Genomic DNA, 14,964 nt, shown 5'->3' with positions numbered 1-14,964 from the left:
CCGGGGTTAAGTCCCGGCGACGGTCAAGGCCTTTCGCTTTCGCCAAAGTCCGCCATTGGCATTGTCAAATAGCGCAAACCCCGCTTTGGAGACATGCTCCGGGCTATCTGGCGCATGCGCCGACTGACCGCTGCCCCGTGGACATGCACACCCTCGCCTCCCGCCTGAAAGCCCTGATCCGCCCCGGAGACCATATCTGGTGGGGGCAGGCCACCGCCGAGCCGCTGACGCTGACGCGCGCGCTGGTGGAACACCGCCACGCCATCGCCCAGGGCGGACGGCTCAGTGTCTTTGTCGGCATCGGGCAGTCAGACACCCTGCAGCCGGCCCAGGCCGACGTGCTCGACTTCTTCGGCTACGCCGCCAGCGGTCCGCACCGGCAACTGGCCAGGGCCGGCGTGCTGGACATCGTGCCCAGCCACTATTCGCACCTGCCCGGGCTGATCCGCCAGGGCACGCTTCGGGCGGACGTGGTGCTGGTGCAGGTCTCGCCCGCCGACGAGCAGGGGCGCCACAGCCTGGGGGCGGTGCATGAATACCTCCCCGCGGCGCTCGACCGCGCCCGCGTCATCATCGCCGAGGTGAACCCGGAGGTGCCGTGGACCCACGGCAGCCGCTACCTGACCGCGGACGATATCGACCTGCAGGTCGAAGCGCTGCACCCGCCCATCAGCCTTGACCGCAGCGCGCCCGGGCCGGCCGAACAGGCGATTGCACGCCACATCGCCGGCTGGGTGGAGGATGGCGCCACCCTGCAGATGGGCATCGGCAACCTCCCTGAGGCCGTGGTGGCTGCGCTGCATGGCCACCGCGACCTGGGGCTGCACAGTGGCGCGATCGGCGACGGCATTGCGGCACTGGCCGAAGCTGGGGTGCTGACCAACGCACGCAAGAGCATCGATACGGGCGTGGGCATTGCCGGCATCCTGATGGGCAGCGAACGGCTGCGGCGCTGGGCGCACCGCAATCCGCAATTGCAGCTGCGCGAGACCGCCTATACCCATCACCCCGAGGTGCTGGCCAGCGTCGACAAGCTGACCGCCATCAACTCCGCCATCGAGGTCGACCTCACCGGCCAGGTGAACGCCGAAGTCGCCGCCGGCGTCTATGTCGGCGCCGTCGGCGGTGCCGTGGACTTCCTGCGCGGCGCCGCGCGCAGCCGCGGCGGCCTGCCCATCGTCGCGCTGCCGGCGACCGCCAAGGGCGCGAGCCGCATCGTGGCGCAGTTGTCCGGCCCGGTCAGCACGCCCCGCTCGGATGCGGGCCTGATCGTCACCGAGCACGGCGTGGCCGACCTGCGCGGCCAGACGCTGTCGCAGCGCGTGCGCCGCATGCTGGACATTGCCGCCCCCGAACACCGCGAGGACCTGGAGCACCAGGCCCACGCCATGCTGCGCCAGTGTGGCGCGGCCTTCGTGGCCCTTCCCGGGCACACGCTGACCGACTGACTTATTTGCTCACCCCAACACAGAGTTCCAAGGAGACTTCCATGCGCAGAGCTGCAATCGTCACTCCCCTCCGCACGCCCGTCGGCACCTTCGGCGGCAGCCTGCGCCCGGTGCCCGTGGAGGAGCTGGCCGCCACCGCCGTGCGCGCCGTGGTGGAACGCAGCGGCATCGATCCCGCGCGTATCGATGACGTGGTCTTTGCCCAGTCCTACGCCAACAGCGAAGTGCCCTGCGTCGGCCGCTGGGCCGCGCTGCAGGCCGGCCTGCCGGTCGAAGTGCCGGGCATGCAGCTGGACCGCCGCTGCGGCGGCGGCCTGCAGGCCATCGTCACGGCCTCGATGATGGTGCAAAGCGGCGCCGCCGACGTGGTGATCGCGGGCGGCGTCGAGAGCATGAGCAATATCGAGTACTACACCACCGACATGCGCTGGGGCGCGCGCTCGGGCAATGTGCGCTTCTTCGACCGCCTCGACCGCGGCCGTGAACGCTCCCAGCCGGTCGAGCGCTTCGGCAAGATCTCCGGGATGATCGAGACGGCCGAGAACCTGGCGCGCGACTACGGCATCAGCCGCGAAGCGGCCGATGTCTTCGCCGCCCGCAGCCACGCACGCGCCGCGGCAGCCTGGGAGGCCGGCCGCTTCGATGCCGAGGTCGTCCCCGTGCAGGTGCCCCAGCGCAAGGGCGATCCGGTGCGGTTCGCGCGCGACGAAGGTTTCCGCCCGGAAACCACGCGTGAAAGCCTGGGCAAGCTGCGCACGCTGATGCCGAACGGTACCGTCACCGCCGGCAACGCCAGCCAGCAGAACGACGCCTCGGCCGCGTGCCTGATCGTGGCCGAAGACAAGCTGGCCGAATTGGGCCTCACCCCCATGGCCTCGCTGGTGGGCTGGGCGGCGGCTGGCTGCGAGCCCTCGCACATGGGCATCGGCCCGGTGCCCGCGGTGAAGAAGCTGCTGGCGCGCCTGAACCTGACGCTGGACCGGATGGACCTGGTCGAGCTGAACGAAGCCTTCGCCTGCCAGGTGCTGGCCGTGCTCAAGGGCTGGGAATGGCATGACCAGGACGCGATCGAGCAGAAGCTCAACGTGAACGGCTCGGGCATCTCGCTTGGCCATCCGATCGGCGCCACCGGCGTGCGCATCCTGGCCACGCTGCTGCACGAACTGCAGCGCCGCGGCGGCCGCTATGGCCTGGAAACCATGTGCATCGGCGGCGGCCAGGGTATTGCCGCGGTCTTCGAACGCTACTGAGAAACCCACTGCATTCGCCGTACAGCCCCCGTGCGCGACGGCGGGGGCTGCGCCCGCCTTTTGCCTTTTGCTTTTCGGCTTTTGCCATCGGCTCTTTGCTTTACGTAGGAGAAGTATCTTGATTTCCATCTCACGCCGTCACGCCATGCTGGCCGCCCTGGCCCTGTGCGGCGCAACTCTGGCCACTCCCCCTGCCTCGGCGCAGCCCAACGGCCAGCCGGTGCGCCTCGTGGTCGGCTACGCGGCCGGCGGCCCTGCCGACCAGGCCGCGCGCCTGTTTGCGGTGGCGTTGGGCAAGGCGCTCAACGCCAACGTCATCGTCGACAACAAGCCCGGCGCCAATGCCACGCTGGCCGGCTATGAAGTGGTCCGCGCCAAGCCCGATGGCGCCACGCTGTGGTTCGCCGCCAGCGCGGCGCTGACGGTCGCGCCCAACATCATGAAGAGCCTGCCGTACGACCCGGCGAAGGACCTCGCCCCGGTGGCACCGGTGGCGCGCTACTACAACATGCTGGTGGCCAACGTCAAAGAGCCGTTCAAGGGCACCCAGGACCTGGTTGCCTACGCCAAGGCGCATCCTGGCAAGCTCAGCTACGGCTCTTCGGGCGTGGGCAGCTCCAACCACGTCGCCATGGCCTTGTTCGCCCGGCAGGCACAGGTCGAGCTGAACCATATTCCCTACAAGGGCAATGCCCCGGCCATGACCGACACCATCGGCGGCCAGATCGACGTGATGTTCGACATCATCAGCACCGCCAGCGGCTATGTGCAGAGCGGCAAGGTCAAGCCCATCGCCGTGGGCTCGCCCAAGCGCAGCGCATCGCTGCCCGGCGTGCCCACCTTCCGCGAATCCGGGATTGCCGGCCTCAAGGACTATGAAGCCGGCGGCTGGTACGCCATCTACGCCCCCAAGGGCGTAACCCCCGAGCAGACCCAGAAGCTGGCCGCGGCAGTGCGGCAGGCCGTGGAAGACGCGGAGCTCAGGAAGCGCTATGCCGAACTGGGCTACGAACAGTGGAGCGGCACCACGCAGGACGTCGTGAACACCGCCGCGCGCGAGCGCACGCAGTGGGCCAGCGTGCTCAAGGGCGTGACGCTGGACTGATGGCCCCGCCACCCTCGAACCGACACCGACCCGACATCCAGGAAGAACTGACATGATCCGCGATAACGACATCCTCGAAGCCCTGCTCGACAGCGTGCGCCGCTTTGTGCGCGAACGCCTGGTTCCCGCCGAGGCGCTGGTCGCCGAGACCGACGAAATCCCGCAGGACATCGTGCAGGACATGCGCGAGATGGGCCTGTTCGGCATGACCATCCCCGAGCGTTTTGGCGGCCTGGAGCTGACCATGGAAGAGGAGGTGCGCGTGGTCATGGAGCTGTGTCAGACCTCGCCGGCCTTCCGCTCGCTGCTGGGCACCACCGTGGGCATCGGCTCGCAGGGCATCCTGATGGACGGCACGCCGGAGCAGCAGGCCGCGTGGCTGCCCCGCCTGGCCACCGGCGAGATCCTGGCCTCCTTTGCCCTGACCGAACCGGAAGCCGGCTCGGACGCCGGTTCGCTGCGCACCACCGCGGTCAGGGATGGCGACCACTACGTGGTCAACGGCACCAAGCGCTTTATCACCAATGCGCCGCAGGCCGGAATGTTCACGCTGATGGCGCGTACCAGCCCTGAAATCAAGGGCTCGGCCGGCGTCTCTGCATTTATCGTCGATGCCAAGACACCGGGCATCAGCTTCGGCAAGCGCGACGTGAAGATGGGGCAGAAAGGCGCGCACACCTGTGACGTGATCTTCGACAACGTGCGCGTACCGGCGGCCAACCTGATCGGCCTGAAGGAAGGCCAGGGCTTCAAGACGGCGATGAAGGTGCTCGACAAGGGCCGGCTGCACATTGCGGCGGTCAGCGTCGGGGTGGCCAGGCGCGTGCTGCGCGACGCGCTGAACTACGCACTGGAGCGCCAGCAGTTCGGCCAGCCGATCTGCGAGTTCCAGCTGATCCAGGCCATGCTGGCGGACAGCCAGGCCGAGCTTTATGCCGCCGAATGTATGGTGATCGACGCCGCGCGCCGCCGCGACGAAGGCAAGAACGTCTCCACCGAGGCCTCGTGCTGCAAGATGTTCGCCACCGAGATGGTGGGCCGCGTGGCGGACCGCGCGGTGCAGATCCTTGGCGGTTCCGGCTATATTTCCGAGTTCGGCATCGAGCGCTTCTACCGCGATGTGCGCCTGTTCCGCCTGTATGAGGGCACCACGCAGATCCAGCAGGTCATCATTGCGCGCAACATGATCCGTGAAGCCCGCGGCGCGTAAGAACCGCGCCCCGTTCCAGGACGCCTGACCCAAGCCCACGCGCAACGCTGCCCGCCCCCAGGATAGGCAGCCTGCCTTGAGACCGCCTGACCTGACATGACAGATTCCACCGCTACGCCGGCCACTGGCCTTCCTCCCCCCTCCCCCCGCACCGGCGCCCTGAGCCACCTGCGGGTGCTTGACCTCTCGCGCGTGCTGGCCGGGCCGTGGTCCACCCAGAACCTGGCGGACATGGGCGCCGACGTGATCAAGATCGAGAAACCCGGCGAAGGCGACGATACGCGCCACTGGGGGCCCCCGTTCCTCGCTGACGAGGCCGGCGCGCCGACCCGGCAGGCTTGCTATTTCACCGCCGCCAACCGCAACAAGCGCTCGGTCACGGTGGACATGGCCACGCCGGAGGGGCAGGAGCTGATCCGCGAACTGGCCCGGCAGAGCGATGTGGTAGTGGAGAACTTCAAGACCGGCGGCCTCAAGCGCTACGGGCTGGACTATGACAGCCTGAGCGCGCTCAACCCGCGCCTGATCTATTGCTCGGTCACGGGGTTTGGCCACACCGGTCCCTACGCGGCGCGGCCCGGCTACGATCTGCTGATCCAGGCCATGAGCGGCCTGATGAGCATCACCGGCCACGCCGACGGCGAGCCCGGCGGCGGCCCGATGAAGGTGGGCGTGGCCGTGATCGACCTGTTCACCGGCATGTATGCCACCACCGCGATCCTGAGCGCGCTGGAAGCACGCCATTTCACCGGCCGCGGCCAGCATATCGACATCGCCCTGCTGGATGTGGCGATGGCAGTGCTGGCCAACCAGGGCGCGGGCTTCCTGAACGCCGGCGACGTGCCCCGGCGCCAGGGCAATATCCACCCCAGCGTGGTGCCCTACCAGGACTTCCCGACCGCCGACGGCAATATGCTGCTGGCCATCGGCAACGACGGGCAGTTCGCACGCTTCTGCGACGCCGCGGGCGTGGACTGGGCGCGCGACGAACGCTATGCCACCAACACCGGCCGCGTCAACAACCGCAAGACGCTGATCGCAATGATGATGGAGCTCACGCGCACCCGGTCAACGGCGGAATGGGTCACGCTGCTGGAAGCCAATTCCGTGCCTTGCGGCCCCATCAACAACATCGCCCAGGCCCACGCCGACCCACATGTGCAGCACCGTGGCCTGCGCGTCGAGCAAGAGCGCTATCCGGGAGCCCAGCCGCCCGCAGGCGAGTCCGTGAACCAGGTGGTCACCGCGGCCAGCCCGCTGCGCCTGTCGGAGACGCCCCCGACGCTGCGCTATGCCCCGCCCGCCCTGGGCCAGCACACCGACGAGGTGCTGCGCGAGTACCTGAAGCTGAGCCCGCAGCAGCTGGAAGCACTGCGCGCCAGGCGCGTGGTGTAAGCGGCCAGGCGGCTTTCGGCAGGCAAGAAATCCGCCTTTGCCGATTACCGATTGCACCGTGCAACGGGCACACATACACTGGCGCCGTTCGGCTGGCACGCCGCCTTGCCGAACGGTTTTTCCAGCACAAGGATTCCCGCGAGATGCCACCGGACCGAGACACCCCACCACGGATCAGCGACATCCCACGCCACTGGGCCGCCGAGACCCCCGGCCATGTGGCCGTCTTCGAGGAAGGTCGGACCACCACCTATGCGCAGCTGTGGGCGGGCATCGAGGATGCGCAGCGCTACCTGCAAGCGCAGGGCGTCGGCACCGGCGATCGGGTGCTGATCACGGCCGAGAACTGCCTGGCAGTGATCACGCTGGTGTTCGCCTTGTCAGAACTGGGCGCGTGGCCGGTCGTCGTCAACGCCCGCCTGTCGGAGCGGGAAATCGAGGTGATCCGCGCCCACTGCCAGCCGCGCCTGATGCTGTTCACCCACGCGGTGTCGCCCGATGCCCTGCGGCACGGCGTGCGCTACCGGGCCAGGGAGATTGCCCCGGCCGGCCTCGGCCCGCTGATGGCAGGCGCTGTCGACGAGGCCGGCGAGCGCGAGCCTGAAGCGCTGGCGCGTGACGTCGCCGCGTTGATCTACACCTCAGGCACCACCGGACAGCCCAAGGGGGTGATGGTCACCCACCGGGGCCTGCTGCACTTTGCGCGGGTCACGGTGGCGTCGCGCCGCATGCAGGCAGACGACTGCGCCTATGCAGTCATGCCCATGTCGCATATCTTCGGCTTGGGGACGCTGCTGGTCTCGACCCTGCAGGCCGGCGCCAGCCTGTACCTGAGCGCGCGCTTCAATGCCGCGGACGTCACCGCTGCGATCCGGCAGGGTGCGATCACGCTGCTGCAGGGCGTGCCGACGATGTTCAACCGCATCCTCGCCCATGTGCGGGCAACGGGAGCGCCCCTGCAGCCTTCGCCGCGGCTGCGCTATCTCTACACCGGCGGCGGGCCGCTTGATCCGACGCTCAAGCACGACGTCGAGGCGATGTTCGGCCAGCCGCTGCACCATGGCTACGGCATGACCGAATATGCGGGGTCGCTGTTTGTGACCCGCATGGACCGGCCGCGCACCGACTGCTCGGCGGGCGAGATCGTCGAAGGCGCAGAACTGCGGGTGGTTGGGCCGGAGGGCAAGCCGATACCGCAGGGGGAACCCGGCGAGCTATGGATCAGGGGGCCCGGCGTGATGCGCGGCTACTACCGCGCACCGGACCTGAGCGCCGAGGCCCTGCGGCCCGACGGCTGGCTCAACACCGGCGACATCGGCCGGCTGGACCCCGACGGCGCGCTGTTCATCGTCGGCCGCACCAAGGACCTGATCATCCGCTCGGGCTTCAATGTCTACCCGATCGAAGTCGAATCGGTCATCAACACGCATCCGTCCGTGCGCGTGTCGGCCGTCATCGGACATCCCACCGTGGACGGCAACGAGGAAGTGATCGCCTTCGTCGAGATCAGGGATGGCGAGAAATTCGACGCGCAGGCCCTGCACGACTACCTGGTCGACCGCCTGTCGCCGTACAAGCGCCCGGAGCGGATCCTGCGCGTGGCCTCGATCCCCACCACGGCCAGCGGTAAGCTACTGAAGCACCAGCTTCGGCAGATGCTGGCGGACAAGCCCTAGTCCTGGCGCCCCAGGCCGTCCTCGACCAGCAGGTCCACCAGCTTGCGCGCAAACAGCGGCAAGGCGCCGAGGTCGGCCACGCATACCTGCAGCTTGCGCTCGGCCCATTCATCGTTGAGCTGGACGATGCGCAGCGCCATCGTCTTCGCATGGCGGCTGGCGGTAGTCTCCGGCAACACGCCGACGCCGACATTGGCCTCGATCATCCGGCACGCGGTCTCGAAGTTGCTGACCTGCACGCGCCAGCGCAGCGTGCGCTGCAGGTCGGCCGCGGCCCGCATCAGGAAATTGTGGATCGCGCTGGCCTCGGGCAGACCGATGAAGTCATAGTCCAGCGTATCGATGAAATCCACGCTGCCGCGCTCGGCCAGCGGATGGCTCAGCGCGGTGGCCAGCACCAGGCGGTCGCGCCGGTAAGGCATCACCTCCAGCCCTTCCGTGCGCACGTTGCCGGCAATGATGCCGATGTCCACCATACCCTCCTGCACCGCGCGCACGATATCCGGGCTCAGGCGCTCGTGCATGTCGATGGTCACGTCCGGATGGCTGACGAGATAAGTGCGCAGCACCGCCGGCAGGAACTCGCTCATTGCGGTGGTGTTGGCGAACACGCGCACATGGCCTTTCACGCCCGCCGCGTATTCCTGCAGATCGCCGCTCAGCTGCTCCAGCTGGCGCAGCACGCGGCGCGCATGGGCGAGCAGGGTCTCCCCCGCCCCGGTCACCTTCACGCCCTGGCTGCTGCGGCTCAGCAGCTTGACGCCGACGTGTTCCTCGAGGTTCTTGATGCGCGTGCTGGCCGCGGCCAGCGACAGGTGTGAGCGTTGCGCACCGCCGGTCAGGCTCTGGGCCTCCGCAATATGCGTGAACAGTTTCAGGTCGACCAGATCAAAGCGCATGACATCATTCCGCAGCGTAGGGCCGGATTATCTCGCAAAGCGCGGCGCTCAGTACACTCTGGCGCGCGCAATTTGCAGGGGCCGGCACCCTCGCATCGGGGACCTGATCCCGGATGCTTGCGAACGTCAGGTAGATTTTTGGGAACTAGTCAGGCGACCGAGCGCTGCCGCTGCGCCGCGCGCACCACCGCCAACCGCCTGGCAGCCTCCATCGATAAGCCGAAGCGATCGTAGAAAGCGCAGTCCAGATCACTGCTGGCTGGCCAGCCGACTCGCCGCCGGGCATCGCCAATGCCGGCATCACCGGCCATGACCTCGAACAGCAACCGCATCAGCCGTTGCGTGCGGCACAGGTCGGTCAGCGCCGTGCCCTGCGAAAACAGCAGGCGGCGTAGCTGTGCCGTGGACATGCCCAGCCGTTCCGCGATAAACGCAGCATTCCAGGCGTAATGCGGTTGCAGGAAAACTCGCTTGCAGATGCGGTGGTGCAGGCATTCCTGCTGCGCCGCAGGGATCATGCGCTGGATTTCGAGGGTGCACGCGGCCGGCTGAGTGCTGCTGCCATCCAGGTGCAGCGCAAAGGTTTCAAACGGTTCGATGGTGAGCTGCTGGCCCGGCAGCAGCAGACGCTCATAGCCGCGGCGCCTGAGCACCAGCCTGCCGTGGGCCGTAGAGACCGACAGCGGGAAGGCCAGCAACAGCTGCTGCAGGCTGACGTGCATGTGGGACTGCAGATGGACGTGCATGGTGGCTCGGGATGCGGACAGGATCAGGCTGCATGATCGCCGCTAATTGGATTGCCCGCCTCTGCCATTTCCGAATGCACCGTTCACCGCCGCCGCATGGCCGTTGGTGCACGATGGACACTTGAACTGCCGGGGTGTTTGCTCCCTCTCCCGCTTGCGGGAGAGGGTTGGGCCTTCAACGGGCGTTGTGCTGGATAAAACCGAAGGCCCCGCTTGATGTGGTTCCCAGCTAAACCACCCCTCACCCCGGCCCTCTCCCCATGAGGGGAGAGGGAGAACACCTTGCTTAGGCTAGTTCGGGCGGCTTTGGCGCACCGAAAACCGTTGGCTAGCGGTCTGGGGGCTCCCCTCTCCCCCTTGCGGGAGAGAGGGGAGCCCCACGCTGGCCATACCGACTTGCTCGAAGATCACGCGGTGAACGGCAGGCTGCGATGCCGCTTGCCGGTGAGCGCCGCGACGGCGTTAGCCAGTGCCGGCGCGATCGGCGGCACCGCGGTCTCGCCAATGCCGGTCGGCGGGTCGGCCGACGGCACGATATGCACCGCGATCTGCGGCGGCATGTCCGCATGCGTGGCGAGCCGGTAGTCGTTCCAGTTGCTCTGCTGGACCACGCCATCCTTCAGCGTGATCTGCGCGCCGGGCAGCGTGGTGCCCAGCCCCATCATCATGCCGCCCTGGACCTGCGCCTCGACCGTGCGCGGATTGATCGGCATGTTGCAGTGGACGGCCGCAGTGACCCGGTGCACCACCGGCTGATTGCCGCGCATCGAGACCTCGACGATATACGCGACCACGGTGTCGAACGATTCATGCACCGCCACGCCCCAGGCCCGCCCGCCCGCGAGGCGCCGCTTGCCGTAGCCCGAGCGCTCGACCGCCAGGTCCAGTGCCGCCAGGTGACGCTTGTGCTCACGCAGCAGCGTGCGGCGGTACGCCACCGGATCGATCCCGCCAGCGCGCGCCAGTTCATCGACCAGGGTCTCCATCACATAGGCCGTGTGTGTGTGCCCCACCGAGCGCCACCACAACACCGGAACATTGACCTTGGGATGATGGATCTCGAGCGCGATCGGGAACGGATAAGCACTGTCGCTCACACCCTCGACCATGGTCGAGTCGACCCCGTTCTTCACGGTGAAGGACTCGAACGGGGTGCCGCTGGTTATGGACTGGCCGACGATCACGTGCTTCCAGGCCAACACCTTGCCCTTGCCGTCGTGGCCGATTTCAACGCGGTGCAGGTGCATCGGGCGGTAGTAGCCGCCGCGCACGTCCTCTTCGCGCGTCCAGATCATCTTGATCGGCTCGCGCCGGCCGGCCGCATAGCGCGCCTTGGCCACCTGGGCGGCCTCGAACAGGTAGTCGGACGTGGGCACGGCACGCCGGCCGAAGCCGCCGCCGGCCATCATGGTGTTGAACGTCACCTGTTCCGGCTTCAGGCCGAGCACGGCTGCGACGTTGGCCTGGTCGACGGTCTGGAATTGCGAGCCGGCCCAGACGGTGCATTGGTTGCCGCGAAAGTCGATGGTGCAGTTGAGCGGCTCCATCGGCGTGTGCGCCAGGTAGGGAAAGACATACTCTGCGGTAAGCTTGTGTGGTGCGGTGGCAAGCGCCGAAGTGTCCGCCGCCCTGGCCTGCACGCCGGGCCGGGTGGCCAGTTCGCGGTAGCGCGCCAGCAGTGCGTCGCTGTCCGGCTTCTCGACACCGCTGGTGTCCCATTCCACCTGCAGCACCTCGCGCGCCGTGCGCGCCGGCCAGAACCCATTGGCCACGATCGCCAACCCGGTCGCGCCGCCGGCCAGTGGCACCTGGTAGACCTCTTCCACGCCGGCGATGGCCTTGGCACGCGCGGGGTCGAAGCGCGCGACCCTGGCGCCGAACACCGGCGGATGCACCATGACCACGGTGCGCGTGCCGGGCAGCGCCATGTCGATGCCGAACTGCTGCCTGCCGGTGGACTTGTCGCGCGCGTCGAGCCGGCCGGTGGGCTTGCCGATGAGCCTGAACTCCTGCGGCGATTTCAGCTGCACGCTCGCCGGCACCGGCTCGGCCAGGGCCCCGGCGGCCAGCTCGCCGTACGTGGCTCGGCGGCCGTCGGGCGCGGTCACCACGCCGGCCTCGGCCTTCAGCTGCCCGGCCGGCACCCCGAAGCGCCTGGCGGCCGCCCCGAGCAGCATGGCGCGCATGCGCGCGCCGACCTCTCGATACTGCGTCCACGAGTTCTTCATGCTGGTCGAGCCACCGACCATCTGGATATGGAACACCGGATCCTTATAGGCCTCGCCGGCCGGGGCCAGCTGGCAGCGCACCTTGCTCCAGTCCGCGTCCAGTTCCTCGGCCACCAGCATCGGCAGTGCCGTCTGCACGCCCTGCCCGAATTCAAGCTTGCCGATCGTGACCGTCACCGTGCCGTCGGCATCGATACTGACGAAGGCCGACGGCTGCACCGGCGCCTTGGGCTGCGCGGCCGCCTCCGTCTGCGCGCCAAGCGGAGCGGCACAGAGCGCGAAGCCTGAGCCGACGCTCAGCTTCAGGAAGGTCCGCCGGTCGATGCCGCCGCTTGCCTGCTGCATGAGTCTCATGGCATCTCCTCAGCCGATGGCCTTGGCTGCATCCTTGACCGCGGCATGGATGCGCGCATAGGTGCCGCAGCGGCACAGGTTGGCGCTCATGGCCTGTTCGATGTCGGCATCGGTCGGGCGCCGGTTGACCTTGAGCAGCGCCACCGCCGACATGACCTGGCCGCTCTGGCAATAGCCGCACTGCGTGACGTCGTTGCGCACCCAGGCCTCTTCGACCGCGCGCCCCACCGGGTCCTCGCCGATGCCCTCGATCGTGGTGAGCTGCCGGCCGGCGATGGAGGACACCGGCGTCACGCACGCGCGGCGCTGCTGGCCATCGACATGGACCGTGCACGCGCCGCACACCGCGATGCCGCAGCCGAACTTGGTGCCGGTCAGGCCCAGCGTGTCGCGCAGCACCCACAGCACCGGCGTGTCGCCGGGCACGTCAACCTGCTGGGTCTTGCCGTTCAGTTGAAAGGAGATCATGGCTGGCTCCCGTTGCTCGTGCCCTTGGTCTGGGTCAAGGCGCCCGATCCGGCGATGGCGCGCAGGTTCTTCAGCAAGGCTTCGTCGGCGGCGGCGCGCGTGGGCCCGGCAGAGGTACGCAGCGGCTCGCGCGTATCGCACGGCGCACCATGGCGTATCCACTGGCGCACCTGCTCGTCGAACGCGGGCTTGTCCAGCGGCGGCAATTCGCGCCCCGGCCCCGGTTGCCAGCCCCAAGCCACTAGGTGGTCGGTCACCATGTGTTCTTCGAGCATCGCCAGCGAGCGGCCGCCGTTGGTCCTGGTGTCGCGCAAGACCTTGCACAGCGCCGGCCCGGACAGGCCCAACCATGACATCTTCATCTTCGCTGGCGGCATGTGCCAGCCCGGCTGGCCGTCGGTATCGAGCCCGGGCGGCGCATGCGCGAGCGGACTGTTCTGGGTGGCATGGCAGGTGGCGCATTGCAGTGGCGGCACGCCTTTGCCGTCGGCGCCACGCTGCACCGGTGGAAAGTGCACCCGTTTCGCATCGCCCTGCAGCGGGCCGTCGGGCACGTGGCAATTCAGGCAGCGGGCATGCAGCAGCACACGTTCGATCTGCGCGAAGGCCTGCAGCCCGGCGTTGCGGTCGGGCGTGGCGGAAACCTGCGTGGGCTGGAAGGCTCCGCCGGGCCCGGCAGCAAAGGCGAGCGCCGGAAGCGTCAGGACGGAGCCCGCCAAAAGCTGGCGAGTGGCGGCGACGAGAGGGTTGCGGGCGTGATGCATTATGGGGCCTCCTCCTTCACCGTCGTCGGCGTGCTTGATCGTTGTAGTGCCTGATGCGATCCCTGGCAAGGCGAAACGGCAGGAGAGGATCGAGGTGCCCGGATCGGCAAGCAGCACTTTTTCGAGATGGTCACCAGTGCTGCAATGTCGCAATGAAGTTCTATCATGCAGACGAAGCGCACTGCCGATTGAAGGGCATGGCGCGCTCCGACCAAACGGCCTGTGATGCATATGGACCAAGATTCGCGACAAGACGCGTCCGATGGATCGGTGATGTTCGCGGACGTCTGCGACAGCACCAGACTCTACGAGCAGGCCGGCGATGCCGTGGCGCTTGGCGCAATCCGCCAGTGCCTCGCGCTGATGAAGTCCCACTCCGCGGCCGCGCAAGGACGGGTGGTCAAGACCATCGGTGACGAAATCATGGTGCTGTTTCCCGCGGCGGAGAATGCGATGCGGGCGGCACTGGACATGCAGGAGGCCGTCGCCGGGCTGCCGCCGATCATCGGCGCACCGCTGGCAATTCATATCGGCTTTCACCATGGCCCGATCCTGTCGGACGAATCCGGCGACCTGTTCGGCGACACCGTGAACCTTGCCGCCCGACTGGCCAGCCTCGCGTCGCGGGGCCAGATCATCACCAGCAAGAACGCGGTTGAGCAACTGTCCGCGGGGCTGCGCCAGATGACACGCTACCTGTATCCGATACAGGTGCGCGGCAAGCACCAGGTGATCGAGCTGTATGAAGCGATCTGGCAGCAGAGCATCGACCTGACCCTGGTGGCCCCGGTGGATCTCGCATTGGCCCGTTCGGCATTGCTCTCGCTACGGTATCGGGGAACCGTCTTCGAAATGAACACCGCCTCGCCGCCTGTCACCATTGGCCGGGACACGACCATGAGCATTGTGGTCACGGACCGGCAGGTGTCGAGATTCCAGGCCACGGTGGAGCCGCGCGGCGGCCGCTTTGTCCTGATCGACAGAAGCTCGAACGGCACCCACGTGAAGATCGATGGCGAAAACGCGCTCATCCTGCGCCGTGACGAAATCACGCTCAGGGGTCATGGCTGGATTACCTTTGCCCAGCCGAAAGAATGCATCGACGAGGGTATCGAGTTCTTTGTCGACGAGAAGTGATGCTGGCAGGAAGGAAGCCGTGCGGCCGCAACCCATCGGAACAGGCCGCGGCCGCGCGTGGCGGGTTACCCGCCCAGCTCCTGAAAGGCGTGCCCGTTGGCTTCCAGCCCCTTCAACATACCGGGTGGCAATGCGCTCTCCGGAACCGTCCCTTCAAGTTGCCACTCCTTTGCGTCGGCGAGGTCCTGAAGTCCTGCCCCCTTGCGCACATAGAGCCCCAGCGTCGGTTTCAGCAGATTGATGTAAAAGTCGTACTCCTGCATTTGCGAATCTCCCACGAAAGT

13 protein-coding genes are annotated in these 14,964 nt (G+C 67.6%); 7 read left to right on the top strand and 6 right to left on the bottom strand.

Going from position 1 to position 14,964, the window contains the following annotated elements; genetic code table 11:
* Window positions 1–143 precede the first annotated feature (143 nt).
* The 6 genes from AC3WL8_RS18180 to AC3WL8_RS18155 all read left to right on the top strand — a co-directional run bounded on the left by AC3WL8_RS18180 (window position 144) and on the right by AC3WL8_RS18155 (window position 8,084).
* Entirely contained in the window at window positions 144–1,448 is a 1,305-nt protein-coding gene (locus AC3WL8_RS18180) for an acetyl-CoA hydrolase/transferase family protein (protein WP_492378510.1), read from the top strand.
* Between the two features lie 41 nt (window positions 1,449–1,489).
* Window positions 1,490–2,698 carry an acetyl-CoA C-acetyltransferase gene (locus AC3WL8_RS18175; RefSeq protein ID WP_013952986.1) on the top strand — a complete coding sequence of 403 codons (1,209 nt, stop codon included), beginning with the start codon at window positions 1,490–1,492 and terminating at the stop codon, window positions 2,696–2,698.
* Window positions 2,699–2,816: 118 nt separating this feature from the next.
* Window positions 2,817–3,803 carry a Bug family tripartite tricarboxylate transporter substrate binding protein gene (locus AC3WL8_RS18170; protein ID WP_013952987.1) on the top strand — a complete coding sequence of 329 codons (987 nt, stop codon included), beginning with the start codon at window positions 2,817–2,819 and terminating at the stop codon, window positions 3,801–3,803.
* 52 nt (window positions 3,804–3,855) lie between these two features.
* Entirely contained in the window at window positions 3,856–5,013 is a 1,158-nt protein-coding gene (locus AC3WL8_RS18165) for an acyl-CoA dehydrogenase family protein (protein WP_153954016.1), read from the top strand.
* Window positions 5,014–5,109: 96 nt separating this feature from the next.
* Window positions 5,110–6,408 carry a CaiB/BaiF CoA transferase family protein gene (locus AC3WL8_RS18160; protein WP_013952989.1) on the top strand — a complete coding sequence of 433 codons (1,299 nt, stop codon included), beginning with the start codon at window positions 5,110–5,112 and terminating at the stop codon, window positions 6,406–6,408.
* 143 nt (window positions 6,409–6,551) lie between these two features.
* Window positions 6,552–8,084, top strand: coding sequence for a class I adenylate-forming enzyme family protein (locus AC3WL8_RS18155; protein WP_013952990.1), 1,533 nt, complete (start codon window positions 6,552–6,554; stop codon window positions 8,082–8,084).
* Here AC3WL8_RS18155 and AC3WL8_RS18150 read toward each other — a convergent pair.
* The 5 genes from AC3WL8_RS18150 to AC3WL8_RS18130 all read right to left on the bottom strand — a co-directional run bounded on the left by AC3WL8_RS18150 (window position 8,081) and on the right by AC3WL8_RS18130 (window position 13,696).
* Entirely contained in the window at window positions 8,081–8,983 is a 903-nt protein-coding gene (locus tag AC3WL8_RS18150) for a LysR family transcriptional regulator (RefSeq protein WP_013952991.1), read from the bottom strand. The two genes, AC3WL8_RS18155 and AC3WL8_RS18150, sit on opposite strands and share 4 nt — an antisense overlap.
* 149 nt (window positions 8,984–9,132) lie before the next feature.
* Window positions 9,133–9,681, bottom strand: a complete 549-nt coding sequence (locus AC3WL8_RS18145) for a helix-turn-helix transcriptional regulator (protein WP_228772400.1) — start codon at window positions 9,679–9,681, stop codon at window positions 9,133–9,135.
* Window positions 9,682–10,136: 455 nt separating this feature from the next.
* The gene (locus AC3WL8_RS18140; protein ID WP_492378509.1) at window positions 10,137–12,311 is read right to left on the bottom strand and encodes a xanthine dehydrogenase family protein molybdopterin-binding subunit; all 2,175 of its coding nucleotides are present in this window, start codon (window positions 12,309–12,311) and stop codon (window positions 10,137–10,139) included.
* Window positions 12,312–12,320: 9 nt separating this feature from the next.
* Entirely contained in the window at window positions 12,321–12,779 is a 459-nt protein-coding gene (locus AC3WL8_RS18135; RefSeq protein WP_013952994.1) for a (2Fe-2S)-binding protein, read from the bottom strand.
* On the bottom strand, window positions 12,776–13,696 hold the full coding sequence (locus AC3WL8_RS18130; RefSeq protein ID WP_492378508.1) for a hypothetical protein: 921 nt from the start codon (window positions 13,694–13,696) through the stop codon (window positions 12,776–12,778). Before AC3WL8_RS18130 ends, AC3WL8_RS18135 begins: the two co-directional genes overlap by 4 nt.
* Window positions 13,697–13,774: 78 nt before the next feature.
* On the opposite strand from AC3WL8_RS18130, the gene AC3WL8_RS18125 reads away from it, so the two are divergent.
* On the top strand, window positions 13,775–14,680 hold the full coding sequence (locus AC3WL8_RS18125) for an adenylate/guanylate cyclase domain-containing protein (RefSeq protein ID WP_013952996.1): 906 nt from the start codon (window positions 13,775–13,777) through the stop codon (window positions 14,678–14,680).
* A 65-nt stretch (window positions 14,681–14,745) separates the two neighbouring features.
* Here AC3WL8_RS18125 and AC3WL8_RS18120 read toward each other — a convergent pair whose 3' ends face one another.
* Window positions 14,746–14,943: a hypothetical protein gene (locus AC3WL8_RS18120; RefSeq protein WP_013952997.1), complete on the bottom strand. Its 198-nt coding sequence runs from the start codon at window positions 14,941–14,943 to the stop codon at window positions 14,746–14,748.
* Window positions 14,944–14,964: the final 21 nt, after the last annotated feature.

This window comes from Cupriavidus sp. FW305-F7, from assembly GCF_058782875.1.
The sequence above is the reverse complement of the archived record's forward strand: the minus strand, read 5'-3'. Positions and strand labels throughout refer to the sequence as shown.